We start from the raw sequence: 26,140 nt of genomic DNA, 5'->3' as shown, positions 1-26,140 counted from the left end.
GATGCCGGACGTCGCGCTGCGCGAGCGGTTCTGGGAGCGCTATCCGCTCGATGCATTGAATGATGCCGAGTGGGAGGCGCTCTGCGACGGCTGCGGCCGCTGCTGCCTGGTCAAGATCGAAGACGAGGAGAGCGGCGACCTGGCGCTGCTCGATGTCGCCTGCAAGCTGCTCGATATCGACAGCTGCCGCTGCAGTGACTACGCCAACCGTTTCGCCGAGGTCGCCGAGTGCACCAAGCTTACGCGCGAAAACCTGTATGAGTTCGACTGGTTGCCTTCGACCTGCGCCTATCGCCGGCTTGGCGAAGGTCGGAGGCTGGCCGGCTGGCATCCGCTGGTCGCCGGCTCCGACCGCAGGATGCATCGCAAGGGGATCAGCGTGCGCGCCATCGCGGTCTCCGAACGCGATGTCGACGAGGACGATCTCGAATCCCATATCATCGCCATCCTGCCCTGCTGAGCCGATTCGCTCGCCGATGTAGCGCTGTCGTCGCAACCGTCTATCCTTTAGCAGTTCCATGATCGGTCGCCTCACGAGAGTATCTCCATGCGCGTCTTCGAATGTGTCTGCTCCACTCGCTTGTTCTTCGACAACAGCCAATGTCTTTCCTGTGGTCGCGAAGTGGGCTGGTGCCCGGCCTGCGATGGCATCCATGCACTCGAGCCCTTGGATGCGGGCGGCTATCGCTGCGCCAATGCCGAGTGCGGTGCGAGTCTGCTGAAATGCGCCAACTATCGCGATTATGGGGTGTGCAACCGGATGGTCGAGCTCGATGGCCAGGGGGGCGCGCCCGAGCTCTGTGATTGCTGCCGCTGCAATGAAATGATTCCCGACCTGTCCGTGGATGGGGCGCTGGTACGCTGGGCCGCGCTCGAAAGCGCCAAGCGCAGGCTGTTCTACACCCTCGATCTGGTCGAGCTGCCGCATCCGGACAAGCACGTCGAGGGCGCACCGCTGCCGCTATCGTTCTCGTTCATGGCGGATGCGCTGCCCAATGACGGGCTGTGGCGTCAGGTCGGCGATCAGACGGTCTATACCGGGCACGCCAATGGCCACATCACCATCAACGTGCGCGAGGCGGACGATGCCGAGCGCGAGCGGCTCAGGGTCGACATGGGAGAGGAGCATCGCACCCTGATCGGCCATTTTCGCCACGAGATCGGCCACTATTATTGGGACCTGCTGGTCCAGAATCGGGACGAAGCCGCCTGCATCGCGGTGTTCGGCGATCATAATTCGCCGACCTATGCCGAAGCGCTCGAGCGCCACTACCACCAGGGGCCGCCGGTTGATTGGGAACTTCACTACGTTTCCGCATACGCCACCATGCATCCCTGGGAGGACTTCGCCGAGACCTTCGCGCTCTATCTCGACGTCGTCTCGGTGCTCGACACCGCCAAGGGTCTGGGCTTCACTCGGGTCGACCATGATCGCAGCCTCGATCAGATGCTGGTCGCCTGGCAAAGGGTGGGGCTCTCGATCAACGAGCTCAATCGCGACATGGGACTGCTCGACTTGGTGCCGGTGGTGCTCAACGACACCGTGGTCGAGAAACTGCGCTACATCGATGGCCTGGTGAAGGGGGCGGGCGCCAACGCCCACGCGGCCTGAGCGGCTGCATCTCCAAGCGGGGTGGCGAGAACGCCGGCGACCGGATGATCCGGTCGCCGGCTTCGCTTTTTGCCGGCAGGATTTTCCTGGCCAGGTCGTCAGGGCGAGAAGCGGACCAACCCTTCCTGCATGGTGGTGGCGACCAGTACGCCGTTGCGATCGAAGATCTCTCCATGGCTCAGGCCGCGTGCGCCGCCGGCCCAAGGGCTGTCCATCTGGTAGAGATGCCAGTCGTGGAGATCGAGGTCGCGGTGGAACCAGATGGCGTGATCGAGGCTCGCGATCCTGAGCCCCGGCTCGTGGGGACGCTTGTCGTGGGCCAGCAGCGCGGTGGCGAGCAGGCAGAGATCCGATGCGTAGGCAAGCATTTGGCGGTGCAGCGCGGGATCGGCCGGCGCTTCGCCGAGCAGCCTGATCCAGACGCTGTGGCGAGGTGGATCCCGGGAGAGATCGCAGCGTAGGATCTCCACCGGCAGGTTGGGCAGCCGCTCGACTCGCACGCCGCGCTCGAGCAGCGCCTCGGGGGAGGCGGTGTCCGGCGCTGCGGCTGAGCTCTGGTGTTCGAAGCCTGGCTCTTCCAGGTGGAAAGAAGCGCTGCAGAAGAAGATCGGTTGGCCGTACTGGATCGCGGTGATGCGCCGGGTAGTGAAACTGCCCCCATCGCGGGTCGGGTCGACCTGGTAGACCACCGGGCGGCTAGCATCGCCTGGACGCAGAAAATAGCCGTGCAGAGAGTGCACCGCGCGCTCGCTCGGTACCGTCCGAGCCGCTGCGGCCAGCGCCTGGGCGAGGACGTGACCGCCGAACAGCTGCGGCAGGCCGAGATCCAGGCTCACACCGCGAAAGAGGTTCACCTCGAGCGGTTCGAGCGACAGCAGCTCGGGCAGCCCAATACTGGATTGGGTCATGGGGAGGAATTCCTCATCGAAATGTCAGGGTCGCCGCCCAGCATAACCGAAGCGCTCCGACGTTGGGACGGCGGAGCGCTCGGCGGTCACCGCACCGGGTTCAGTCTTCGTCGAGCATGTCGTCGCGCTGGGTCTGGCTCTGGCTTTGATGCGGCGGCGCATTGGCCAAATCGCGTGAGAAGTAGGTCGCGGCGATCGAGTCATGGAGCGTGTTGAAGCCGATCTGCAGCTTGTCGATGGCCAGGCGCAGGTCGTCCGGGGAGCGCGCCAGCGAGCGCACGTCGGCCTCGGCGACCTCCGCACGGACCAGGGTGGATGCGGCCAGAGGGCGGTCGTAGCGGGGCAGGGTGCGCAGGTTGTCGGAGATACTGTCGAGGCAGTAGGCCACCGCGCGGGGAAAGGTCGGCTCCTTGAGCAGGAACTCGAGCACGTCCGGCCCGCGCACGCGAAGTCTCACCTGCTGGCGGTACATCTGGTAGCCGGTCAGCGACTTGAGCACGCTCATCCACTGCAGGTTCTCGAACGGGGTGAGCTCCTCCGGATTGCGCGGCAGCAGGTTGCCCGAGCGTACGTCGACGATACGGGTGGTCATATCGGCGCGTTCGAGCTGGCGGCCGAGCTCGACGAAGGTGAAGGCCTGGGTGCGGCTGAGGGTGCCCTCGAACAGTCCGGTGACGGTCTGGCAGCCGCGGATGATCCGTTTGAGGAACTCCTCGCGCCGGGCCAGGGCCAGGCTGCTCGAGGCGTGTGCGACCGCCTCCATGTAGAGGCCGTTGACCTGCTCCCAGATCTCGCGCGGGACGATGTCACGGGTGGTGCGCAGGTTCTCGCGGGCGGCGGCCAGCGAGGAGAGCAGCGAACTCGAATAGCTTCGATCGGTACAGAGGAAGGCGAGCACGTTGCGCTCGCTGAACTCATCGTAGAGTTCGTTGAACGAGTCAAGGCTGCCGGTGATTTCGATCAGTGTCGCCCAGCCGAGATTGGCGGCCTGAGGGAAATCGAGCAGCAGGTGGGTGTTGACGTTGACCAGCCGCGCGGTGTCCTCGGCGCGTTCGAGATAGCGGGCCACCCAGTAGAGATTCTCAGCGACGCGGGAGAGCATGGCCATCAGTCGTTCTCCTCGGTTTCGACGATCCAGGTGTCCTTGCTGCCACCGCCTTGAGAGGAGTTGACCACCAGCGAACCCTCGATCAGTGCGACACGGGTCAGTCCGCCGGTGGTGACGTGGGTCTCGGCGCCGGAGAGAATGAAAGGCCGCAGGTCGACATGGCGAGGCTTGACCTCCACGCCGCCGCAGAGCGTGGGCGTGGTGGATAGATTCAGCGTCGGCTGGGCGATGTAGTTGCGTGGGTCGGCCTTGATCCGTTCGGCGAACTGCGCACGCTCCTCCGCCGTCGAGCGCGGTCCGATCAGCATGCCATAGCCACCGGATTCGTTGGCCGGTTTGATCACCAGCTCGTCGAGGTGCTCGAGGACGTAGTCGCGCTGGTCGTCGAACATGCACAGGTAGCTTGGTACGTTGGGCAGGATCGGCTCGGCGTCGAGGTAGTAGTCGATGATCTGCGGCACGAAGGCGTAGACCACCTTGTCGTCGGCGACCCCCGCGCCGGGCGCGTTGGCCAGGGCCACCTTGCCCGCGCGCCAGGCGCGCATCAGCCCGGGTACGCCGAGCATCGAGTCGGGATCGAACGCCTCGGGATCGAGGAACAGGTCGTCGATCCGCCGGTAGATCACGTCTACCCGGGTCGGACCGCTGACCGTGCGCATGTAGACCACATCGTCATCGTCGACCATCAGGTCGTCGCCCTGGACCAGCCCTACGCCCATCTGCTGGGCGAGATAGGCGTGCTCGTAGTAGGCGGAGTTGTAGATCCCCGGGGTCAGCACCACCACCTGCGGCTCATCCTGGGGGCGCGGAGACATGCTGGCGAGCATGTCGTAGAGCTGGGCGGCGTAGTCGTCGACCGGCAGGATGCGGCCGGTGGCGAAGAGCTCCGGCAGCACCCGCTTGGTGACGTTGCGGTTCTCGAGCATGTAGGAGACGCCCGAGGGCACGCGGAGGTTGTCCTCCAGTACGTAGAGCGTACCGTCGCCGTCGCGGACCAGGTCGGAGCCGCAGATGTGGGCCCATACCCGGTGGGGCGGGTCGATGCCGATGCACTGCGGGCGGAAGTTGACCGACTGGGCGAGGACTTCGGCGGGAAACACGCCGTCTTTGATGATGCGCTGGTCGTGGTAGAGATCGTCGATGAACAGGTTGAGCGCTTCGACGCGCTGCTTGAGCCCCGCCTCGGTGCGTCGCCACTCTGCGGCGGGGATGATCCTCGGCACGATGTCGAACGGCCAGGCGCGATCGATCATGGTGCCTTCCGAGTAGACGGTGAAAGTAATCCCCATCGTCCTGATCGCCGCCTCGGCTGCGGTCTTGCGTTCGGCTAGTTCGCTGGCATCCAGGCTCGCGAGGTAGTCGCAGAGCGCCTTGGATGCATTTCGGGGCACGCCGGCCTGGGCCAGTAGTTCGTCGTAATGCGCGTCGCAGTGATAGTCGTTCCAGTCTATCCGAGTCATGGTCCGAACCCTCTTGTCATCGATCGCCTCGGATCGATCTCTATCTTGATCTTGTCGTCGCGGGCCGAAGCCCCGCGCGGGTCATGCAGAAGGTCCGTCCCGCTAAGCTATAGCATCGTGGCGAAGCAAAGAGAAGCGCCCCGCGAGCAAGATAGTCGTTGTAATCCTGTAGGCATCACGGTGATATTTGCGACATCTCAGTCGCCGGCTCCGAGGCTCCGATGTCCATACGCGTCGCTGTGCACCACGCCACCGAATATCGCTTCGATCGCCCGGTCGCGCTCTCTCCCCACCTGATCCGGCTGCGCCCGGCGCCGCACTGTCGCACGCCGATAGAAGCGTTCTCGCTCAAGATCGAAGGTGGCGAGCACTTCATCAACTGGCAGCAGGACCCCTTCGGCAACCTGGTGGCACGGGTGGTGTTCCCCGAACCGCTCTCACGGCTTTCGGTGGCGGTCGAAGTGATCGCCCCGATGACCGTGATCAATCCATTCGACTTCTTCGTCGAACCCTACGCAGAGCGTTTTCCGTTCGAGTATTCGGCGGCATTGGCCAAGGAGCTGGCGCCCTATCTCGAACTCGACGAGGGCGGGGAGAGACTCGACGCCTGGCTCGCCGAGGTGGCGAAGGAGGCGGATTCATCGGTCAATTTCCTGGTCGCGCTCAACCAGCGCTTGAGCCAGGACATCGCCTACCTGGTGCGGATGGAGCCCGGTGTCCAGGCCGCCGAGGAGACCCTCGAGAAAGGCAGTGGTTCATGCCGCGACAGTGCCTGGCTGCTGGTGCAGATCTTTCGCCGGCTGGGGCTGGCTTCGCGCTTCGTCTCGGGTTACCTGGTCCAGCTGGTCGCCGATCTCGAGGCGCTCGACGGGCCCTCCGGTACGACCCACGATTTCACCGATCTTCACGCCTGGACCGAGGTGTTCGTGCCCGGTGCCGGCTGGATCGGGCTCGACCCGACCTCGGGGCTGCTCGCCGGCGAAGGACATATCCCACTGGCGGCGACACCGGAGCCGAGCAGCGCGGCGCCGATCACCGGGCTCAGCGAGCCGTGCGAGGTCGAATTCGACTTCGCCATGCGCGTCGAGCGGATCGAGGAGCGTCCCCGGGTCACCAAACCGTTCGATGAGGACCAGTGGCAGGCGGTCGACCAGCTCGGCAAACGTGTCGACGCGGCGTTGAAGGCGGGCGACGTACGCCTGACCATGGGCGGCGAGCCGACCTTCGTCTCGATCGACGACATGGATGGCGACGAGTGGAACACAGCGGCGCTGGGGCCGACCAAGCGCAGGTTCTCGGTGTCGCTGCTCAAGCGGCTGCGCGAGCGTTTCGCCTCGGGCGGACTGTTCCATTACCAGCAAGGCAAGTGGTACCCCAGCGAGCCGCTGCCGCGCTGGGCCCTGGCCTGCTACTGGCGCCGCGATGGCGTGCCGGTATGGCGCGACCCCGCGCTGCTCGACGACGACGCGGTCGAGCGCGACTACGGGCCGCAGCAGGCGCGCCAGTTCGCCGACACCCTCTGCGAGCAGCTCGGCATCGATGCGGTGCACCTGATTCCCGCCTATGAGGACGTTTATTACTACCTTTGGCGTGAACGTACCTTGCCGGTGGACTTCGACCCGCGCGACGTCGATCTCGACGACGACGCTGAGCGTCGTCGTCTCGGCCAGCTGCTCGAGCGCGGCTTGGGCGAGGTGGTCGGCTATGCCTTGCCGCTGCGCGCCGAAGGACGAGGCTGGCGCAGCGGCGCCTGGCTGCTGCGCCGCGACCATCTGCTGTTGGTGCCGGGTGACTCGCCGATGGGGCTGCGCCTGCCGCTCGACGCGCTGCCGTTGAAGAGCTGGGAGGATCCGCGCCAGCCGGTGGCCAGCTTCGCCCCGCGCGGACCGCTGCCGGATCCCCACCAAGAGATCGTCGCGCGCCTGGTTGCGCTGGCGCGCGGCCAGCAGCAGCCGGCGAGCGATGCGCTGCGTGGCGAGGCCGGCAGGCACGTCACCGCCCGCGCCGGTGCGAAAGGCGAGGGCACCGACACCGGAGCGCTGCTCGACGCGGTCCAGGACCTCAACCGCGCCGCGGCGGAATCGATACCGACCAGCCTCTGCGTCGAGCCGCGGGATGGCCATCTCTACGTCTTCCTGCCGCCGCTCGAGTCGCTCGAGGCATATCTCGGACTGATCGCCGCGGTCGAGCGCACCTGCGCCGAGCTCGGCATGCCGGTATTCGTCGAGGGCTACCCGCCGCCCTCCGACCCGCGGTTGGCGAAATTCATGATCACTCCTGATCCGGGGGTGATCGAGGTCAACATCATGCCGTCGGCGAGCTGGCCCGAACTCGTCGATACCACCACCGCGCTGTTCGACGAGGCCCGGCAGTGCCGGCTCGGTGCGGAGAAGTTCATGCTCGATGGGCGTCACTCCGGCACCGGCGGCGGCCATCACATCACCCTGGGCGGCGCGACGCCTGCGGACTCGCCGTTCCTGCGCCGGCCCTCGCTGCTCTCCAGCATGGTCACCTTCTGGCAGCATCACCCCTGTCTTTCGTATCTCTTCTCCGGCCTGTTCATCGGGCCGACCAGCCAGGCGCCGAGGGTAGATGAGGCGCGCCACGATTCGCTCTACGAGCTCGAAGTCGCGCTCTCCCAGGTGCCGGACGACGAGGTGACCCAGCCCTGGCTGGTCGACCGACTGTTCCGCCACCTGCTCACCGATTTGACCGGCAATACCCACCGCGCCGAGTTCTGCATCGACAAGCTCTACTCCCCCGACAGCGATACCGGTCGACTCGGGCTGCTCGAGCTGCGCGCCTTCGAGATGCCGCCTCATCCACGGATGTCGCTGCTCCAGGCGCTGCTGGTGCGCGCGCTGGTCGCGCGCTTCTGGCGCGCGCCCTATAGCGCACCGCTGGTGCGCTGGGGCAGTGCGCTGAACGATCGCTGGATGCTGCCGCATTTCCTCTGGAACGATCTGCTCGAGGTGCTCGGCGACCTGCGCCGCCACGGCTTCGACTTCGACCCGAGCTGGTTCGAGAGCTTCCTCGAGTTCCGCTTCCCGCTGCATGGTGAATTCAACACCGACACCCTGAGCGTCGAGCTGCGCCAGGCGCTGGAGCCCTGGCATGTGCTCGGCGAGGAGGCGAGCTCTGGCGGCACTGCGCGCTACGTCGACTCATCGGTCGAGCGCTTGCAGGTCAAGGTCCAGGGCTTCGTCGATGGCCGCTACGTGCTCACCTGCAACGGCCGGCGGGTACCGCTGGCGCCGACCTCGCGCAGCGGTGAAGCGGTCGCAGGGGTGCGCTATCGGGCCTGGCAGCCACCCTCGGCGCTGCATCCGCGGATTCCCGTCCATGCGCCGCTGGTGTTCGACCTGGTCGACACCTGGAACCAGCGCTCGGTGGGTGCTTGTACCTATCACGTCGTCGATCCGGCGGGGCGCAACTACGAGCGATTCCCGATCAATGCCAATGAGGCGCAGGCCCGCAGGCTGGCGCGCTTCGAGCGGCAAGGGCATACTCAGGGCAAAATCAATGTGCCCGCCGAGACACCGAGTCTCGAGCTGCCGCTGACGCTGGATCTGCGTCGCGGCACCTGAGCCGGTCGCGACGCCTCCACTGTGCCCCTGCGGTGCCTGTTACCCACCAGCGCCCTGTCTGCCTCGTTCGTCGGGCGGGCCGGGTGCGGTCGATGCCTTCATGAACCAGGAAACGATCACTTTGACCCCCATGCCGAGCGGTGTGCTCTCAGCGCTGCTGGCCGGCTATCGCAGCGCCGGTGGCTTCGACAGCCTGCTCGGCGATAGCGGCGAGCTGCGCCCGCACTGGCACGCGCTGCTGGAGAACTTCGCCCGTCTCGGCCTCGACGGCATCTGCCAGCGCGGTCTCGAGGCGCAGCGGCTGCTGCACGAGAACGGCGTGACCTTCAACGGCCGTGCGCTCGGCAGCGCCGCGCGCAGCTGGCGCGTGGACCCGCTGCCCTTGGTGATAGACAGGCACGAGTGGCCACTGCTCGAGGCCGGGCTTGCCCAGCGCGCCCGGCTGCTCGATGCGCTGCTGCGCGATCTCTACGGCGAGCAGCGTACGCTGCGCGAGGGGCTGATCCCCGCCGAGGCGCTGTTCCAGCAGGGCTGGTGGCTGCCGCCCTGCCAGTACTCCTTCGATACCGAACGCGCAGCGCTGTTCTCGCTCGGAGTCGATCTTGTCCGCGACCGCGAAGGCCGCTGGCGGGTGATCGCCGACCGTGTGCAATCGCAGGCCGGCAGCGGTTACGCGCTGGAAAACCGTATCGTGCTCGCCCGCTCGATGCCGAATCTCTATCGCGACGCGCCGCTGCGCCGGCTCGCCGGAGCGCTCGCCGACGAGCACCGCGCGCTGGTCTCGCTCGCCCCTCAGCATCGCGAACATCCCAACGTGGTGCTGCTCACCGCCGGGCCCGGCAGCGACGGCTATCTCGAGCACGCATACCTCGCCAGCTATCTCAACCTGCCGCTGGTCGAGAGCCTCGATCTGGTGGTGCGCGACCAGCGGGTGTGGATGCGCACCCTCGGCGGGCTCAAGCCGGTCGACGTGATCCTGCGCCGGATGTCCGACGTCTGGTGCGATCCGCTGGAGCTTCGCGCCGACTCGGTGATCGGCGTCGCCGGGCTTGCGCAGGCGGCGCGCGCGGGCAACGTGCGCCTGGCCAATCCGATCGGCAGCTGCGTGCTCGAGCATCCGGTGCTCGAGCCCTACTGGCAGACGCTTTGCGAGCGGCTGCTCGGCGAGCCGCTGCTGCTGGAAGGCCCCCAGGGCTGGTGGTGCGGTGCGCCGGATGCGCTCGAGCGCACCCTGGACGAGCTGCCCGGGCTGATCCTGCGCAGCTTCGAACCCGGCGCCGCGCCGGTGCATGCCGCTCGGCTCGACGTCCATGAGCTTGCGCGGCTGCGCCAGCGAATCATCGCCCACCCCGATGAATTCGTCGCCCAGCGTCCGCTGGCTGCCGCCAGTGGGCCGGTGTTCGACGCCGAACACAAACGGCTGGTGCCGAAACCGCTGTCGCTGCGGATGTTCTGTTCGTTGGACTCCAGCACCGCCGACGGGAGCCTCGAGGAGGTCGTCTATCGGGTGATGCCCGGCGGGCTCGCCTGGGTGGGTGAGCCCGGCCATCCCTCGGTGAACAGCGAAGTGGTCAAGGACGTCTGGGTGCTGGCCGATTCGCCGCAGCCCCACGTCAGCCAGCTGCGCCAGGCCAGCGAGCCGCTGCTGGTGACCCGCGATGGCATCGATCTGCCCAGCCGGGTCGCCGACAGCCTGTTCTGGCTCGGCCGCTATGGCGAGCGTCTGGACAATCGCGCGAGGCTCCTGCGCGAGGGGCTGGTGAGGCTGCTCGAGCAGGATCAGTCGAGCGTCGCCGATCCCAGCCTCGACGGACTGCTGGAGGCGCTCGAGCTCGAGCCGCTCGAGGCCCTGGCCCAAGGCGAGCAGCGTTTCGGCCTGATCCGCGCACGCTTGATGAGCCTCTTCTCCCCCGACACGCCCGACGGGCTGACCACGCTGGCCAGAGCGGTGCATCGCAATTCCCAGGCGGTGCGCGACCACCTCGGCGACGACGCTTGGCGGGTGCTCAACAACGTCGGCGAGGAGTTCGAGCGCTGCACCAGCGCGAGTGTCGGCCGCCGCGCCTGCGAGCGCACGGTCCCCGAGCTCGCCGCTTTCTTCGGCCTGTGCAACGAGACCATGCCGCACCACTACGGCTGGCGATTGATGGACATCGGCCGCTTCATCGAACGCTGCCAGAACACTTTAGCGCTGCTGCGCCTTGCGCTGGTCGAGACCGAGCACACCGGGGCCGCGGCTTGGGAGATGGTGCTCGCGACCACCGACAATTTCACCGCCTACCGGCGACGCTATCGCAGCGAGCTGCACCCCAGTGCGATCCTCGACCTGCTGCTGTTCGACGAGGGCAACCCGCGCTCGGTGGGCTACATGCTCAAACGGCTGCGCCGCCAGATCGACCATCTGCCGCAGCCGTCGAGCGCGCCCTATCGCTCCAGCGAACAGCGCCTGGTGATCCGTGCCGCCACCACGCTGCAACTCGCCGACGTGGCGGCGCTGGCGGGGCTGCCGCATTCGCCGAGCGCTCGCGAGGCGCTCAGCGCGCTGTTGGATGCGCTGCTCGATCCGCTCGGCGAGCTCTCCGAGGCGGTCAGCAACAGCCACTTCGCCCATGTCGAAACCCCTCGGCAGCTGCTCGAGATGCAGGTGCAGCCATGATCTACCAGCTTCGCCACACCACGCGCTACGACTATGCCGCCACCGTCACGCTGTGCCACAGCGAAGCCCGGATGCTGCCCCGCGCGCTGCCTTGGCAGCATTGCGAGCCCTCCGAGATATCGATCGTACCCACCCCGGCCACCCGGGTGCAGCGAGAGGATCCCTTCGGCAACCAGCTGCTCTACTTCTCACTCGAGGAGCCCCATGTGGCGCTCGAAGTGTCGGTCGCGACGCGCCTGGAGAGCGGCCCCCGCCCGGCACCGGTGGACAGCCGTCTGGGCTGGCGGGAGTCACTCGCCCTGCCGCCGCTCAGCGATCCCGAAGCGCTGGCGGTGCGGATGATGACGCTGGACTCGGCGTTCGTGCGCCGCTCGCAGGCGCTTGCCGACTATGCAAGGCCAAGCTTTCGCGAGGGAGGGAGCGCGCTCGAGGGGGTGCTCGATCTCAACCGCCGGGTATTCGAGGAGTTCACTTATGATCCCGGTTTCACCACCGTGGCTACCCCGCTCGATGAAGTGCTGCGCAGCCGTCGCGGTGTCTGCCAGGACTTCGCTCATCTGATGATCGGCTGCTTGCGCTCGCTCGGTTTCGCCGCCCGCTACGTCAGCGGCTATCTCGAGACCATGCCGCCTCCGGGGGAGCCGCGCCTGATCGGCGCCGACGCCTCGCACGCCTGGCTTGCGGTGTACCTCCCCGGCAGCGGCTGGATCGAGCTCGACCCGACCAACGGCAGCCTGCCGTCCGAGCAGCACTTGATCAATGCCTGGGGCCGCGACTATGCCGATGTGGCGCCGCTCAAGGGAGTGATGAGCGGCGGCGGGGAGCAGCGGCTCACCGTCGCCGTCGACGTCGAGCCGCTCGAGCCCTGAGCGCCTTCAAGCCCCGGCGTCGGTGGACGGGGGCAGCGGCTGCGCTTCGGCGAGGCCGAACGCCCAGAGCAGGAAGGCATCCTGGCGGGCGCTGTCGCGCCAGGCGTCGAAGCGCCCCGAGGCGCCGCCGTGGCCGGCGGTCATATCGGTGCGCAGCAGCACTGGGCCACGTGCGGTGCCGAACGCCGACAGGCGGGCATAGAGCTTGGCCGGCTCCCAGTAGGGCACCCGCGAGTCGTGCCAGCTGCCCTGGAGGAACATCGGCGGGTAGGGCAGGGCATCGAGGTTGTCGAGCGGTGAATAGGCCTGCAGGCGACGGCGTACGTCGGGATCGAACGGGTTGCCCCATTCGAGGTATTCGGCGGTGGTCAGCGGCAGGTCGGGATTCTCCATGGTGCGCAGCACGTCGACGAACGGCACGTCGAGGATCGCGGCGCAGAATGCCCGCGGGTCGAGATTGAGGCTTGCGCCGACCAGCAGCCCGCCTGCGCTGGCGCCATAGGCGGCGATCCGCTCGGGGTCGCTGATCCCGGCCTCGACCAGCGCGTTACGGGCGGCGAGGAAGTCGCGAAAGCTGTTCTGCTTGTGTTCGAGCTTGCCGGCGAGATACCAGGGCTCGCCGCGATCGCCGCCGCCACGCACGTGGGCGACGGCGAAAGCGATTCCGCGATCGAGCAGCTCGAGCCGGGAGATCGAGAACCAGGGGTCGAGTACCGTGCCGTAGGCACCGTAGCCGTAGAGCAGGGTCGGAAGCTGGTCACCCTGCTCGGCGAGGTCGCGGCGCATGACCACCGATACCGGTACGCGCTCACCATCGAACGAGGTCGCCCACAGGCGACGGCAGACCAGCTGCTCGGGGCGCAGGTCGCCATGCACCCGCTGCTGCTTGAGCAGGGTACGCTCGGTGCTGTCCAGATCGAGCGCCACCCAGCGAGGCGGGGTGACGAATGACTCCTCGCGCAGCCTCAGTACCCGGGCGTCGAAGTCCGGTACGTCTTCGAGCGACAGGCTCGACGGCGTTTCGGCCAGGGTGACCCAGTCGTCGAGCCTGATCTGCTCGGGGGCGTGACCCTCGAGTGCGGATCTCAGCGAGGTCGCTGGATCGCCCGGTGCCAGATCGATCACCCTGAGGTGTACCTGGGCTTCCTGATGGTCACGCTCGGTCAGCACCACGCCCCAGGAGAAAGCATCGACGCCCTCCAGGGTGGTCTCCTCGCGTGGCGCGATCCACGGCTGCCAGTCGCCGGGCGTCAGCTCGGCGGCGATGTCGAGCTGGAAGTGGCTCGAGACACGGTTATGGAGGACGTAGAAGGTCCCGGGGCGGTGTTCGAGGCTGTATTCGACTCCGGACTCCCGCTCTCGGGGGCAGAGCAGTGACGCGCCGGGGCGATCGGCGGGCAGCAGATGGCTCTCGGAAGTGTCCTTGGAGGCCGTCTCGATGATCAGCCAGCGCCGCGAGCGGGTCTTGCCGAGCCCGACCCAGAACTCGACGTCCGGCTCCTCGAACACCAGCTGCTCCTCGCCGGCCTCGCGGTCGAGCCGCCATACGGTGGCCGGTCGCTGGGTGGCGTCGAATCGGGTGAACAGCAGGGTGCGGTCGTCCTCCGCCCAGACCAGCTCCGCACCGATGCCTTGGGCGATGCGTACCGGTTCTCCCGCGGGCAGATGGCGCAGATAGAGTTCGAAGTATTCATCGCCCTGTGCATCGATGGTCCAGGCCAGCCATTGTTCGTCGGGGGAGAGCGCGATGTCGCCGAGTTCGACGTAGGACTGGCGCTGGGACAGCGACTGCAGGTCGAGGATCACCTCCACCTTGTGCTCCGCGCCGATCGGATGTCGACGCCATACCGGATGGTCGGCGTCGGCTGCGGTGTCGCTCCAGTAGACGTAGCGATCCAGCGCGGTGCGCAGTCCTTCGACCGCCAGCTCGCGGCGGGCCAGATGACCCTGGTAGAGTCGTTCCACCAGCGGTTCGAGCGGTGCCATCCAGGCGTCGCTCTCGGCGTTGGCGGCCTCGAGGAAGGCCTTCACCTCGGGTCTATCGCGATCCTCCAGCCAGTGCCACAGTGGGTCGTCGTCGCGATGGAAACGGCGGCTCGGAGAAAGTGTTTCGCTGCTGGAGGGGAGGGAACCCGGGGGTGACTGTGTTTTCATAGGCTCGTGGGTAACATGAAGCGAATCATTTTGGAGATGAACGCGTGTTGATGACCGATTCTCTGCCGCTACTGTGGCTCGCCTACGCGATCTTGTCACTGGTGGTACTCGGCGCGGGCTACTTTGCGATCGGATTCCTCCCTCGCCGGGTACGCTGGCCGCTGGTGGGGCTGGTGGCGGGGCTTTTGTGGACGCCATGGTACTACGCCATCCCGGCGACCACCGACGACCCGGGGTTCGCGGGCTTTGCGCCGGCGGTGATGATCACCGCGCTGGACCTGCTCAACCGCGGTCCCGGGGCTGCGCTGCTGGTGCTGTCGATCGGTGCGCTGGTGGGCGCGGCCGTGGGTTTGCTGATCTCCATCCGCCCTACACCGCCGCGTGCCGGCGGACGCCGTCCTGGCCATCGTACCGCTCGCGAGGCCTATGACGGTCGCGGTGCGCGCCAGGAGCCTTCAGTGTGAGCGTCGCCTGCGCGGTGGGCTGGCGTCGCTGGGCGCTGGGCGCCGGGATCGCCGCAATGGGGGCGCTGGCCACTCCGCTGGCCGGGGCCGACGTGCGCATGGTGGTCGACGTCTCTGGCAGCATGCACCAGAGCGACCCGGACAATGTGCGCTCCAGCGCGCTCAAGCTGCTGATCGAACTGCTCCCCGCATCCGAGCGCGCTGGCATCTGGACCTTCGGTACCGAGGTCGCCAATCCGCTGCCGCTGGCGCCGATCGATCCGGCCTGGCGCTCGCGGGCGCTGGAGCTTTTGCCGAGGCTGCTCGACTACCAGCAGCATACCGACCTCGAATCCGCCCTCGACGCGGCCCTCGCGCCCGAGGGCGATCCTGCCCGCAGGGTGGTGCTGTTCACCGATGGTCGGGTCGACCTGCCGGCGGGCGGCGACAAAGTGCGGCGCGATGCCGAGTCGCGCCAGCGGCTGGTCGAGCAGGCGCCGTCGCTCGCAGCGCAAGATGTGACCATCGATACCATCGGCCTCACTGACCTGGCCGATACAGCGCTGCTGCGCCAGCTCGCCCAGCCCACCGGCGGGCTCGCCTCCGAGGCGGAGGGGTCGCGCGAGCTGATGCGCTCGTTCCTCGGTGTGCTCGGTCGAGTGGTCGATCGTGACCAGCTGCCGTTCGAGGGGGATCGCTTCAGCGTCGACCCCGGGGTCGAGCGGATCACCGTGCTGGTGTTCCACGGCCGCAGCGGCGTCGCGGTCTCCCCGGTGCTGGTGACGCCTGATGGCCGCCGCTTCGGCAGCGGCGATGTGGGCGAACAGGCGCCGGTCTCGCGCTGGGTGGTCGATCGTTTCTTCGATCTGGTCACTATCGAGCAGCCGACGGCGGGGGAGTGGCGTATCGATGGCGACCTTGACCCCGGTAGCCGGGTGTTCGCCGATGGTGGGCTGCGGCTGAGTGGGGTCGCGCCGCCGGCGACGCTCTATCAGTATGCCGATGTGCCGATCGAGGCCTGGCTTGAGGGGGCTGCACCCTCAAGCGAGCAAGCGCCGCGGCTGCAGGCGAGGCTGATCGACGGCGACGACCAGCTGATCATCCAGCGGCCGCTGAACGCTGAAGCCGACGGTCGCTACCGCGCGGTGCTGCCCGGTTCGTCGCTCGATGCCAGCCGGCGCGGCGATGCGAGGGTGGTGATCAGCGCCGAGGGCGATGGCTTCTCTCGCGAGCGTGAGTGGAGCGTGGCGATCGCACCGGCGATCGAGGCCAATCTGGCGCCGGACCAGCGCAGCATCGAGCTGCGGCCGATGGATCCACGGCTCGACCCCGGTTCGACGCAGATCGAGGCGACGCTGCTTGGCGAGCCGCTGGAGGTGCGCGAGCAGAACGGTCGTTGGCAGGTGTTGCTGCCGCCGGCGGACTCGCTGCCGAGCCAGCGCGCCGAGGTGGAGATTCACGCGCGTTTCGATGCCGATGGCACGCCGCGCGAGATCACCCTGCCGCCGGTGGTGATCAATCCAGAATCGGCGATCGGGCTCGCGGGTGCCCGGCTCGACGATGCGCCGGTGGAAGCCGAGCGAATGGAGCAGCAGCCGCGAGCGGAAGTCGAGGCCGCCGAGCCGTTCGACTGGACCCCTCAGGCGATCTGGACCGAGCTCGAGCGTCGTGCGCCACAGTGGGGCGCGCAGGCGCAGCGGCTGGTGTTCGAACCCTGGGTATGGCTGTTGGCGGCGCTCATCGTGCTGCTGTGGGCGCTGTTCGCCTGGCGCGAGCGACGCAGAAGAATCAGGCGCCGCCGCCGTGCCGAGCCCAGCGTCGGCCCCGATGGGCGCGAACCGAGGCTCTAGAGGCAGCCGGCATCGGATCATGGGTGAAAAAACAGCGGGCCCGGCGAATGCCGGGCCCGCAGATTAATGACAAACCCCTTTAGACCCAGCGACGCTTTCGATCCTGGCGAGTGGAGAACCGTTTTCGCTCCAACGAGCCTATCGCTCGTTTAGATGCGAGGGGCGGACCCCTCGCGCTCCCCCTGAAAGGGGACGCGCCGCCACGAGATCGCGAAACCCTGGCCGATCAATCGCTTGCCCTCGGGTCGGCGCGCATGGACGTCCCTGTCCGGGCGCGCCTTTTGCGACATCCATGTCGCAAACCCCGGTGCAATCGATTGCCGTCCAGCGCGCTCTCGGAGGCGGCTGGAAACCATCGTGGCATCTTCAAATACTTTGTCAGCAGTCTGAGCGGGCCCGGCGAATGCCGGGCCCGCTGCGTGGAGCGTGGACGAATAGCGCTGCTCAGCCGAGCTCTTTTTCGGTGAACAGTCCCTCGAACAGCGGGCTCGAGAGATAGCGTTCGCCGCTGTCGGGGAGAATCACCGCGATGGCGCGCTCGGCGAATTCAGCTTCGCCCGCGAGCCGCAGCGCCGCGACCACCGCCGCACCGCAGGAGATCCCGCAGAGGATGCCTTCCTCGCTCATCAGCCGGCGCGCCATCTCGATCGCTTCCTCGGCGGCGACCGGCTCGACCCGGTCGACCAGCGACAGCTCGAGGTTCGAGGGGATGAAATTGGCGCCGATCCCCTGGATCTTGTGCGGCCCGGGAGTGAGCGGCTGATCGTTGAGCCGTTGCGAGATGATCGGCGACTCCGCTGGCTCGACCGCCACCGAATAGAGCGGCTTGCCTCTGACTTGCTCGAAGTAACGCGAGATCCCGGTCAGCGTGCCGCCGGTGCCGACGCCGGCGACCAGCACGTCGAGCTCGCCATCGGTGGCATCCCAAAGTTCCGGTCCGGTGGTGCGCTCATGGATTTCGGGGTTGGCCGGGTTGTCGAACTGCTGCGGCATGAAGTAGCGCTCGGGTGCCTGGTCGCGCATTTCGGTGGCCTTGTCGACCGCGCCCTTCATGCCCTTGGCCGGCTCGGTGAGCACCAGCTCGGCGCCTAGCGCCTTGAGCACCTTGCGGCGCTCGAGGCTCATCGACGCGGGCATGGTCAGGGTCACTTTGTAGCCGCGCGCGGCGCCTACGTAGGCGAGCGCGATGCCGGTGTTGCCCGAGGTCGGCTCGATGATTTCCATCCCGGGCTTGAGTACACCGCGCTTCTCCGCGTCCCAGATCATGTTGGCGCCGATCCGGCATTTCACCGAGAGCGCCGGGTTGCGGGCCTCGATCTTGGCGTAGAGACGTGGGTGGGAGGTGATGTGATTGAGCTTCACCAGCGGCGTGTTACCGATGGTCTCGGAGTTGTCGGAGAAGATCTTGCCCATCTGATGACCTGTCCTTTCAATGGCGGGAGAGGCGGCGCGCGATGCACCGAGTGGGGTCCAGATTAGGCCCATTCGCCCTCGCTTGACAAAGCCGGCGCAAGTTTGGGGATCGGCAGCCTCGGCGCTAGAATGGAGGATTACCATTGCCGCCGACGCGGGCGCCACGCCCGTCAGGTCAGTCAGCTTCGATCAAGAGGCCGCCTTGAGCGATTTCGCGCCATCCCATCCCGACTCACCTTCATTAGCCGCCCTGCGTTCGAGCCTCGCCGACGCCACGCTTGTCGATGCTCGCGCGATCGCAGCAAGGCTCGCCGGGCTCGAACGACGCGCAGCGCAGGGCAAGCCTGTCGATCGCGCGGCGGCCGAGCTTGCCGTTCGTCTCGAGGCGAGCCGCGCACGGGTGGCCGCGCGCCGGTCCCAGCCGCTCAAGCTCGACTACCCCGCGGCGCTGCCGGTCAGCGGCAAGCGCGAGGTCATCCTCGAGGCGCTCGCCCGCCACCAAGTGGTGGTGATCGCAGGCGAGACCGGCTCCGGCAAGACCACCCAGCTGCCGAAGCTCTGCCTCGAGCTCGGCCTCGGTGCGCGGGGATTGATCGGCCACACCCAGCCCAGGCGGCTGGCCGCGCGCTCGGTGGCGGCGCGGCTCGCCGAGGAGCTCGATACTCCGCTCGGCGAGGCGGTCGGCTACCAGATGCGCTTCGCCGACAACACCGGGCCCAACACCCGGGTCAAGCTGATGACCGACGGGATCCTGCTCGCCGAGACCCAGCACGACCCTGATCTCCTGCGCTACGACACGATCATCATCGACGAGGCCCACGAGCGCAGTCTCAACATCGACTTCCTGCTCGGCTATCTCAAGCGGCTGCTCGCGCGCAGGGATGATCTGAAACTGGTGATCACCTCGGCGACCATCGATCTTGAACGCTTCGCCCGGCATTTCGGCCGTGAGCGGGAAGGACGGCTGGTGCCTGCGCCGATCATCGAGGTCTCGGGACGTACCTTCGCGGTCGAGACCCGCTATCGGCCGCTGGTACGCGATGGTGACGACGAAGAGGATCTCAGCCTGCAGGAGGGGATACTCCATGCGGTCGAGGAGATCCAGGCGGTCGAACGGCAGCAGCGCTGGGGCACGGGGCCCCGCGATGTGCTGGTGTTCCTCCCCGGTGAGCGCGAGATCCGCGAGACTGCCGACACCCTGCGCCGCGCGGGGCTCAGGGACACCGAGGTGCTACCGCTCTACGCGCGGCTCTCCAATGCCGAGCAGAATCGCGTCTTCGCGCCCCACACCGGCCGGCGTATCGTGCTCGCCACCAACGTGGCCGAGACCTCCCTGACCGTCCCAGGGATCCGCTACGTGATCGACCCTGGGCTGGTCAGGATCAGCCGCTACAGCTATCGCTCGAAGATCCAGCGACTGCCGATCGAGGCGGTCAGCCAAGCCAGCGCCGAACAGCGCAAGGGACGCTGCGGGCGCGTCGCCGAGGGGCTGTGCATCCGCCTCTACAGCGAGGAGGATTTCCTCTCCCGAGCGCCCTTCACCGAGCCCGAGATCCAGCGCACCAATCTTGCTTCGGTGATTCTCTCGATGCTGGCACTGAAGCTCGGCGACGTGGCCGATTTTCCATTCATCGATCCGCCCGACCCGCGTTTCGTCCGCGATGGTTTTCGCCTGCTCGACGAACTCGGCGCGGTGGACGAGACCAGGATCACCCCGCTTGGGCGCAAGCTGGCGCGACTGCCGATCGACCCCAGGCTTGCGCGGATGGTGCTGGCGGGCAGCCAGCTCGGCTGCCTGCGCGAGACGCTGATCGTGGTCAGCGCGCTGGCGGTGCAGGACCCGCGTGAACGGCCTGGCGACAAGCGCGAGGCGGCCGATCAGGCCCACCGTGAATGGAGCGACCCGGTTTCCGATTTCGCCGCCTGGATCAACCTCTGGCGCGGCTTCGAGGCGGCCCGCGACGAGCTGTCCGCGGCAGCGCTCAGACGCTGGTGCCGCAGTCGCTATCTCAACTACATGCGCCTTCGCGAGTGGCATGACACCTTTCGTCAGCTGCGCCAACTCGCTCGTGAGCTGGAGCTCGGCGAGGCGGAAGCGGGCCAGGGCGAGCGGGAGATCGATTATGAGCGCCTCCACCAGGCGCTGCTCAGCGGGCTGCTGTCGAATCTGGGGCTCAAGCTCGAGGGACGGGAGTATCTCGGCGCACGCAACCGCAAGTTCATGATCCATCCGGCCTCGCAGCTGGGCAAGAAGCCGCCCAAGTGGGTGATGGCGTTCGAGCTGCTCGAGACCTCGCGCCTGTTCGCCCGGGAGCTTGCGATGATCAAGCCCGAATGGGTCGAGGCGGCGGCCGGGCGATTGCTCAAGCGCAGCTACAGCGAGCCGCACTGGGAGGCCAAGCGTGCCCAGGTGGTCGCGTTCGAGCAGGCGACCCTGTTCGGCCTGCCGGTGGTCAACCAGCGCAAGGTGGCGTTCGGTGCGATCGCGCCGGTGGAAGCGCGTGAGATTTTCATCCGCGCTGCGCTGGTCGAGGGGCAGCTGCGTACCCAGGGCGCTTTCTTCGCCCACAATCGAGCGCTGATCGACGAGGTCGAGTCGCTCGAGGACCGGGCACGGCGTCGCGACATCCTGGTCGATGAAGAGACGCTCTACGATTTCTACCACCAGCGTCTCCCCGCGGACGTCTACGATGGCCGTTCGTTCGAGCACTGGCGCAAGCAGGCCGAGCGCGTCGATCCCCGGGTGCTGTTTCTCGACAAGCAGGCGCTGATGGCGCGCGCGGCCGAAGAGGTGACCGAGGTCCAGTACCCCGACACCCTCGAGCTCGCCGGCGTCCAGCTGCCGCTGTCCTACCACTTCGCTCCGGGCGCGGCGGATGACGGTGTGACCGTGACGGTGCCTGCGCTGATGCTCAGCACCCTGCCCGGCGAGCGGCTCGACTGGCTGGTGCCGGGGCTGCGCCGGGAGAAAGCGATCGCGCTGATGAAGGGGCTGCCCAAGCAGTATCGTCGCCAGGTGGTGCCGATTCCGGATTGGGTCGACGCGGCGCTCGAGGCGATCACGCCGGGACGAGAACCGATGGGGGCGGCGCTAGGAGAGTTCCTGCGCAGGAAGACCGGTGCGCGACTCGAGGCTGGCCTTTGGGAGGCCATCGAGCTGCCCGACCACCTGCGCTTCAACGTACGGGTGATCGACCACGATGGAAGAATCCTTGGCGAGGGGCGTGACCTCGATGCGCTGATCGCGCGCTTTCGCGGGGCCGCGAGCGAGGGCGCCGCGGCGCTCGCCGGCGCTGGACGGGAGGCTTCGCGAAGCGGGCTCTCCCACTGGCCCGAGACGCCGATTCCAGAACGCGAACAGCGCCAGCAGGCAGGCATTCGGGTCGAGCTGTTTCCGGCGCTGGTCGACGAGGGCGAGACCCTTGGGATCCAGCTGTTCGATCATCCCGGGAAGGCCTATGAGCAGCACCGTCATGGGGTCAAGCGCGCGGCGATGCGAGCGCTGCCCGATCAGCTGCGCTATTTCACCAGGCTCCCCCGGCTCGAGCGCATCGCCTTGCTCTATGCCCAGGTCGGCGCCAAGCGTGAACTGATCGATGACTTCATCGACGCGCTGTTTCTTCGCGCCTTCTCGTTCGATCCGCTGCCACGTTCCGCAGGCGAGATGCGCGAGCGACTCGACCAGCGGCGCGGTGAGCTCGGTGAGCTCGCCGAACGTCTGCTCGACCAGCTCGAAGCCGCGCTCAAGGGCCATCTCGAGGTGATGCGGGCGCTGAAGAAAGGACGGATCGGCTTCGAGCTTGCATTGACCTACGCCGATCTCAAGGCGCAGATGGCGCGATTGGTGCACAAAGGCTTCGCCCAGCAGGCGGGAGAGTGGCTTGCCCACTATCCGCGTTACATGCAGGCGGCGCTGATCCGGCTCGAAAAGGCGCCACGCGAAGTGCGTCGGGATCAATTGGCGATGGAAGAGGTCAATATGTTCCAGCGCCGGTTGGACGAGCGGGTCGCGCGTGGTGAGAAGGGCGGCCTGGTGGAGCCCTGGCTCAGGGAGTTCGGCTGGTGGCTCGAGGAGTTTCGCGTCTCGCTCTTCGCTCAGCAGCTTGGCACCCTCGAGGCGGTATCGGCGAAGCGGCTCGAGAAGCGCTGGCGCGAGGCGAGCGATGTCGGATAGCGATCCGTGATCGAGATGCTCGATTGCCGGAGGGCTTGGTCCTGCTATGATGGTGCGATTGAGTCCGAGCGTGGCTAACCAACGATGCCGGGACGTTTTTTTCCAAAGGTTCTCGCCAGAGGCTCCGCGGAACTAGGCGATGGCGAGAGGAACAGCCTGTGGCGTCTGAATACAAGGGAACCAACGGTATGAATGGATGGAGCAGACTCGCGCTCGCCGCGGCGGCGTCGGCGACGCTGAGCGGTTGCGCTGGGATGTATACACAGGACGGCACCCCGAACGATCCTTGGGAAGGGTTCAACCGAGGTGTGTTCCGCTTCAACGACACGCTCGATCGTTACGCGCTGCGGCCGGTCGCTCAGGGCTATGATGCGGTCACGCCGCAGCCGGTCCAGGACGGCATCGGTAACTTCTTCAGCAACCTTTCCGAAGTCGGCAACATGGCCAACGGGGTGCTCCAGGGCAATCCGGCGATCTTCGGTGCTTCGCTTGGCCGCTTCCTGATCAACACCACGCTTGGCCTCGGTGGCTTCCTCGATCCGGCCACAGGCCTTGGGATCGAGCAGCGCGACGAGGACTTCGGCAAGACCTTCGCCGCCTGGGGTGCCAACTCAGGTCCCTTCGTGATGCTGCCGCTGCTCGGTCCGAGCACGGTGCGCGACACTGCCGGCCTGCCGGGAGACTGGTACGTTTCGGCGACCCGCCACATCGAGGATAACTACGTGCGCTGGGGGCTGCGCTTCATCGACGTGGTTAATACCCGGGCAGGCTATCTCGACCAGGAGCAGCTGATCCACGGCGATCGCTATACCTTCATCCGCGATGCCTGGATGCAGCGTCGGCAGTTCGAGATCGATGGTGGGCAGGGAGACGACCCGTTCGCCAGCGGTGATTTCGACTACCAGGAGCCCGAGCCGGCATCCGATACACCATCGCAGTGATCCATCCCATGGAGCGCCGACCGGCGCTCCATGTCCTTCCGCGGTATGCAGGAGCGACCCTTGAAACCGATCAGTGCCAGGCGTCTGGCGCTGCTGGTTGCGGCCAACACCGCGCTGGCGCCATTCGCCATCGACGCCTATTTGCCGGCGATGCCGATGCTCGCCGAGCACGTCGGTGCGAGCGTCCACCACACCTCGATTTCGATCAGCATCTTCCTCTTTGGTTTCGCCTTCGGCCAGCTGCTGTTCGGTCCGCTTTCCGATCGCCTCGGCCGCCGCCCGGTGCTGATCGGTGGGGTGCTGACGTTCATCGTCTCGAGCCTGGCGCTGACCATGATCGACAGCCTCCATGCGCTGTGGTTCTGGCGCTTCATCCAGGCGCTCGGCGGCGGTGCTTGCGTGGTCAACTCGCCGGCGATCGTACGCGACTGCTTTTCCGGCCGAGAGGCAGCCAAGGTGCTCTCGACCATGGTGATGATCCTGCTGCTGGCACCGCTGCTGGCGCCGGCGCTGGGCAGCGTGATGCTCTACATCGGTGGCTGGCAGCTGATCTTCGCCTTCCTCGCGGTCTACGGCTTGGGCGTGCTGGGGTCGGTGCTCTGGCTGCTGCCGGAGACGTCGGTGCGACCCGAGCGCCCGGCCTCTGCAAGGCAAGTGCTCGGCCATTATCGCCAGATCGTCACCCACCGGGCGGCGATGGGCTACATTTTCGCCGTGGCGCTGTCGTTCGCTGGGATGTTCGCGTTCATCACCAGCTCGCCCTATGTCTATCTCGACTACTATGGCGTTTCGCCGGCGGCCTACCCGCTGCTGTTCGGGATTAACATCCTGGTGATGGCGGGGTCCAATCGCGTCAATATCCGGCTGCTGTCCCGCCACTCGCCGCGCAGGCTGCTCAAGATCGGTCTCGGCATCCAGCTCTGTGCGGGTATCGCTCTGGCGGTGACGGTGGCGCTGGGTCTCGATTCGGTGCCGGTCATCGCCGTGCTGGTGATGTGTTTCGTCGGCATGAGCGGACTGATCAACCCCAATGCGGTCTCCTCGATGCTCGACTACTTTCCGCAGATGAGCGCGACCGCCAATGCGGTGCTCGGCTGCGTGCAGTTCACCGCGGGCGCGCTTTCGGGGGGATTGATCAGTGCGATCGGGATTTCGGGGGTATGGCCGATGGTGCTGATGATGCTGCTCAGCACGCTTGGGGCCAACCTGCTGCTGCGCTGGCTCTCGGAGCGGCGCATGCTGGCCAGGGCGGCGCTGGGTGCGTCGTCGAAAGATTCTTGACTCGGAGCGATAGCTGCCATGGTGGATCCCGAGCGTCCGTCGGACGACAACGAGCAGAAGGGCACGGAAAACGTCAGTACGATCCCCTTCACCCTGGTGATCGTCGCTGCGGCGCTTTTCATCGTCATCGGCGGGCTCAGGCTCGGCAGCACGCTGGTGATTCCGATCCTGATGAGCCTGTTCATCGCGATCCTCTGTGCCCGGCCGGTGAAATGGCTGGTCGAGCGTGGCTGGAACGTGACCCTCGCGGTGTGCGTCGTGCTCGCGCTGGTAAGCCTGATCATCGGCCTTTTCACCCTGCTGATCGGCAGCCAGTTCGGCGAGTTCAGCGATCAGATGCCGATGATCTCCGACCGGCTCAGCGCGCTCTACGGCCAGGGGCTGAACTGGATCGAGGACTTCGGCGTGCCGATCGATCGCGGCGCGATCGCGGGCAGTTTCGATCCCTCGCAGCTGGTGCAGTACATGCCGACGCTGCTCAGCGGCGTGGGGGATACGCTGTCGCAGACGGTGATCATCGTGATCATGGTGGTGTTCATGATCTACGAGATCCTCGATCTGCCGCAGAAGCTCAAGATCGCCTTCGAGAATCCGCAGAAGAGCCTGACCCGGTTCAAGCAGTTTTCCGAGAGCCTGCAGCGCTATCTGATCGTAAAGAGCGAGATCGGCGTTGCCTGTGGCGTCCTCACTACCCTGACCTGCTGGGTGCTGGGCGTGGAGTTCGCGCTGATCTGGGGGGTGCTGGCCTTCTTGCTCAACTTCATCCCCAACATCGGCGCCTTCCTGTCAGCCATCCCGCCGGTGCTGCTGGCGCTGGTGATGCCCGATGGCGGTGTGCTGCTGGCGATCGTGCTCGGTGGGGTGCTCGGCTCGGTCCACTTCATCACCGGCAACATCATCGAGCCCCGTCTGATGGGGCACGCCTTGGGCATGTCGACGCTGATGGCGTTCATGTCGCTGGTGGTGTGGGGCTGGGTGCTCGGTCCGGTAGGGCTCTTGCTCTCGGTGCCCTTGACCATGTCGCTTAAGATCCTGCTCGACAGCCACCCCGACACCCGCTGGCTGTCGGTGCTGATCGGTCCCACCGAGGAGCGTCGGCGGCGCAGCCGTCGTTAGGGCGGGGCGCTCGTCGCGAGCGCCCTGCGTTCGCGCCCTCGGTGATGTGCGAGTAGCCAAAGAAAAGTCCCGCCTGGTATCAGGCGGGACTTTTCCTTTTCGTCGCTATTTCATCATGCTCGCTGCATCGGGCTCGCAGCGCCATCGATTCAGCCGTTCTGATCGATGAACTGGGTCAGCTGGGACTTCGACTGGGCGCCGACCAGCGATGCGATCTTCTGCCCGTTCTTGAACATGATCACGGTGGGCACACCGCGCACGCCTTGCTCAGCGGCGATCTCGGCTGCGTCATCGACATTGATGCTGACGACCTTGAGGCCTTCCGCTCGCTCTTCGGCGACCTCGTCGACCACCGGCGCCATCATCTTGCAAGGGCCGCACCAGGGGGCCCAGAACTTGAGCAGTACGGGTTTGTCGGACTGCAGTACTTCCTGATCGAAGTTGCTGCCGGTGACGTCCACGTTGTTGGCCATCTGAATCTCCAGTCAGTTGGGGGACCGCTCCCACCAAGGTGGGTACGATCGAATGAGCAGATGGTAGCGGCTGCGCGTGCGGGGGGCAAATACCC

17 protein-coding genes are annotated in these 26,140 nt (G+C 66.6%); 11 read left to right on the top strand and 6 right to left on the bottom strand.

Annotation, left to right across the window (positions count from 1 at the left end):
* The first annotated feature begins 1 nt into the window (after window position 1).
* A complete protein-coding gene (locus A5892_RS14975) occupies window positions 2–460 on the top strand; it encodes a YcgN family cysteine cluster protein (protein ID WP_064123473.1) in 459 nt (152 codons plus the stop codon).
* A gap of 87 nt (window positions 461–547) precedes the next feature.
* A complete protein-coding gene (locus A5892_RS14970) occupies window positions 548–1,612 on the top strand; it encodes a zinc-binding metallopeptidase family protein (RefSeq protein ID WP_064123472.1) in 1,065 nt (354 codons plus the stop codon).
* Window positions 1,613–1,710: 98 nt separating this feature from the next.
* Here the strand turns inward: A5892_RS14970 and A5892_RS14965 are convergent, their stop codons facing one another.
* From A5892_RS14965 to A5892_RS14955, 3 genes are all read right to left on the bottom strand, one after another.
* Complete coding sequence (locus A5892_RS14965) at window positions 1,711–2,520, bottom strand: acyl-CoA thioesterase (RefSeq protein WP_064123471.1); 810 nt, start codon at window positions 2,518–2,520, stop codon at window positions 1,711–1,713.
* A gap of 100 nt (window positions 2,521–2,620) precedes the next feature.
* Complete coding sequence (locus tag A5892_RS14960) at window positions 2,621–3,628, bottom strand: alpha-E domain-containing protein (RefSeq protein ID WP_223302685.1); 1,008 nt, start codon at window positions 3,626–3,628, stop codon at window positions 2,621–2,623.
* Window positions 3,628–5,088, bottom strand: a complete 1,461-nt coding sequence (locus tag A5892_RS14955) for a circularly permuted type 2 ATP-grasp protein (RefSeq protein WP_064123470.1) — start codon at window positions 5,086–5,088, stop codon at window positions 3,628–3,630. The genes A5892_RS14960 and A5892_RS14955 overlap by 1 nt, the downstream gene beginning before the upstream one ends.
* A gap of 221 nt (window positions 5,089–5,309) precedes the next feature.
* On the opposite strand from A5892_RS14955, the gene A5892_RS14950 reads away from it, so the two are divergent.
* From A5892_RS14950 to A5892_RS14940, 3 genes are all read left to right on the top strand, one after another.
* A complete protein-coding gene (locus tag A5892_RS14950; RefSeq protein WP_064123469.1) occupies window positions 5,310–8,675 on the top strand; it encodes a transglutaminase family protein in 3,366 nt (1,121 codons plus the stop codon).
* Window positions 8,676–8,775: 100 nt separating this feature from the next.
* On the top strand, window positions 8,776–11,331 hold the full coding sequence (locus tag A5892_RS14945; protein WP_064123468.1) for a circularly permuted type 2 ATP-grasp protein: 2,556 nt from the start codon (window positions 8,776–8,778) through the stop codon (window positions 11,329–11,331).
* Window positions 11,328–12,200, top strand: a complete 873-nt coding sequence (locus A5892_RS14940) for a transglutaminase family protein (RefSeq protein WP_064123467.1) — start codon at window positions 11,328–11,330, stop codon at window positions 12,198–12,200. Before A5892_RS14945 ends, A5892_RS14940 begins: the two co-directional genes overlap by 4 nt.
* Before the next feature lie 6 nt (window positions 12,201–12,206).
* Here A5892_RS14940 and A5892_RS14935 read toward each other — a convergent pair whose 3' ends face one another.
* Entirely contained in the window at window positions 12,207–14,354 is a 2,148-nt protein-coding gene (locus A5892_RS14935; protein ID WP_064123466.1) for a S9 family peptidase, read from the bottom strand.
* Between the two features lie 50 nt (window positions 14,355–14,404).
* Between A5892_RS14935 and A5892_RS14930 the strand changes: the two genes are divergently transcribed.
* Both A5892_RS14930 and A5892_RS14925 read left to right on the top strand, forming a co-directional pair.
* On the top strand, window positions 14,405–14,818 hold the full coding sequence (locus tag A5892_RS14930; protein ID WP_064123465.1) for a hypothetical protein: 414 nt from the start codon (window positions 14,405–14,407) through the stop codon (window positions 14,816–14,818).
* On the top strand, window positions 14,815–16,647 hold the full coding sequence (locus A5892_RS14925) for a vWA domain-containing protein (RefSeq protein WP_064123464.1): 1,833 nt from the start codon (window positions 14,815–14,817) through the stop codon (window positions 16,645–16,647). Before A5892_RS14930 ends, A5892_RS14925 begins: the two co-directional genes overlap by 4 nt.
* A gap of 444 nt (window positions 16,648–17,091) precedes the next feature.
* Here the strand turns inward: A5892_RS14925 and cysK are convergent, their stop codons facing one another.
* Entirely contained in the window at window positions 17,092–18,060 is a 969-nt protein-coding gene (gene cysK, locus A5892_RS14920; protein WP_064123463.1) for a cysteine synthase A, read from the bottom strand.
* 202 nt (window positions 18,061–18,262) lie between these two features.
* Between cysK and hrpA the strand changes: the two genes are divergently transcribed.
* The 4 genes from hrpA to A5892_RS14900 all read left to right on the top strand — a co-directional run bounded on the left by hrpA (window position 18,263) and on the right by A5892_RS14900 (window position 25,572).
* Entirely contained in the window at window positions 18,263–22,234 is a 3,972-nt protein-coding gene (gene hrpA, locus A5892_RS14915; protein WP_064123462.1) for an ATP-dependent RNA helicase HrpA, read from the top strand.
* 254 nt (window positions 22,235–22,488) lie between these two features.
* A complete protein-coding gene (locus A5892_RS14910) occupies window positions 22,489–23,175 on the top strand; it encodes an MlaA family lipoprotein (RefSeq protein ID WP_223302684.1) in 687 nt (228 codons plus the stop codon).
* Between the two features lie 60 nt (window positions 23,176–23,235).
* Window positions 23,236–24,456, top strand: a complete 1,221-nt coding sequence (locus tag A5892_RS14905; protein WP_223302683.1) for a Bcr/CflA family multidrug efflux MFS transporter — start codon at window positions 23,236–23,238, stop codon at window positions 24,454–24,456.
* 18 nt (window positions 24,457–24,474) lie between these two features.
* A complete protein-coding gene (locus A5892_RS14900; RefSeq protein ID WP_064123459.1) occupies window positions 24,475–25,572 on the top strand; it encodes an AI-2E family transporter in 1,098 nt (365 codons plus the stop codon).
* 149 nt (window positions 25,573–25,721) lie between these two features.
* Here A5892_RS14900 and trxA read toward each other — a convergent pair whose 3' ends face one another.
* Window positions 25,722–26,045, bottom strand: coding sequence for a thioredoxin (trxA, locus tag A5892_RS14895; RefSeq protein WP_064123458.1), 324 nt, complete (start codon window positions 26,043–26,045; stop codon window positions 25,722–25,724).
* Window positions 26,046–26,140 lie beyond the last annotated feature (95 nt).

Origin of the sequence: Halotalea alkalilenta, from assembly GCF_001648175.1 — a bacterium.
Classification (GTDB): Bacteria; Pseudomonadota; Gammaproteobacteria; order Pseudomonadales; family Halomonadaceae; genus Halotalea; species Halotalea alkalilenta_A.
This window is presented reverse-complemented; position numbering and strand designations above follow the sequence as displayed.

What these genes read in the sequence shown, in the direction of transcription:
- A5892_RS14975 (WP_064123473.1), top strand. Translation starts at nt 2, where the DNA reads ATGCCGGACGTCGCGCTGCGCGAGCGGTTCTGGGAGCGCTATCCGCTC.
- A5892_RS14970 (WP_064123472.1), top strand. Translation starts at nt 548, where the DNA reads ATGCGCGTCTTCGAATGTGTCTGCTCCACTCGCTTGTTCTTCGACAAC.
- A5892_RS14965 (WP_064123471.1), bottom strand. Translation starts at nt 2,520, where the DNA reads ATGACCCAATCCAGTATTGGGCTGCCCGAGCTGCTGTCGCTCGAACCG.
- A5892_RS14960 (WP_223302685.1), bottom strand. Translation starts at nt 3,628, where the DNA reads ATGGCCATGCTCTCCCGCGTCGCTGAGAATCTCTACTGGGTGGCCCGC.
- A5892_RS14955 (WP_064123470.1), bottom strand. Translation starts at nt 5,088, where the DNA reads ATGACTCGGATAGACTGGAACGACTATCACTGCGACGCGCATTACGAC.
- A5892_RS14950 (WP_064123469.1), top strand. Translation starts at nt 5,310, where the DNA reads ATGTCCATACGCGTCGCTGTGCACCACGCCACCGAATATCGCTTCGAT.
- A5892_RS14945 (WP_064123468.1), top strand. Translation starts at nt 8,776, where the DNA reads ATGAACCAGGAAACGATCACTTTGACCCCCATGCCGAGCGGTGTGCTC.
- A5892_RS14940 (WP_064123467.1), top strand. Translation starts at nt 11,328, where the DNA reads ATGATCTACCAGCTTCGCCACACCACGCGCTACGACTATGCCGCCACC.
- A5892_RS14935 (WP_064123466.1), bottom strand. Translation starts at nt 14,354, where the DNA reads ATGAAAACACAGTCACCCCCGGGTTCCCTCCCCTCCAGCAGCGAAACA.
- A5892_RS14930 (WP_064123465.1), top strand. Translation starts at nt 14,405, where the DNA reads ATGACCGATTCTCTGCCGCTACTGTGGCTCGCCTACGCGATCTTGTCA.
- cysK (WP_064123463.1), bottom strand. Translation starts at nt 18,060, where the DNA reads ATGGGCAAGATCTTCTCCGACAACTCCGAGACCATCGGTAACACGCCG.
- A5892_RS14910 (WP_223302684.1), top strand. Translation starts at nt 22,489, where the DNA reads ATGTATACACAGGACGGCACCCCGAACGATCCTTGGGAAGGGTTCAAC.
- A5892_RS14900 (WP_064123459.1), top strand. Translation starts at nt 24,475, where the DNA reads ATGGTGGATCCCGAGCGTCCGTCGGACGACAACGAGCAGAAGGGCACG.
- trxA (WP_064123458.1), bottom strand. Translation starts at nt 26,045, where the DNA reads ATGGCCAACAACGTGGACGTCACCGGCAGCAACTTCGATCAGGAAGTA.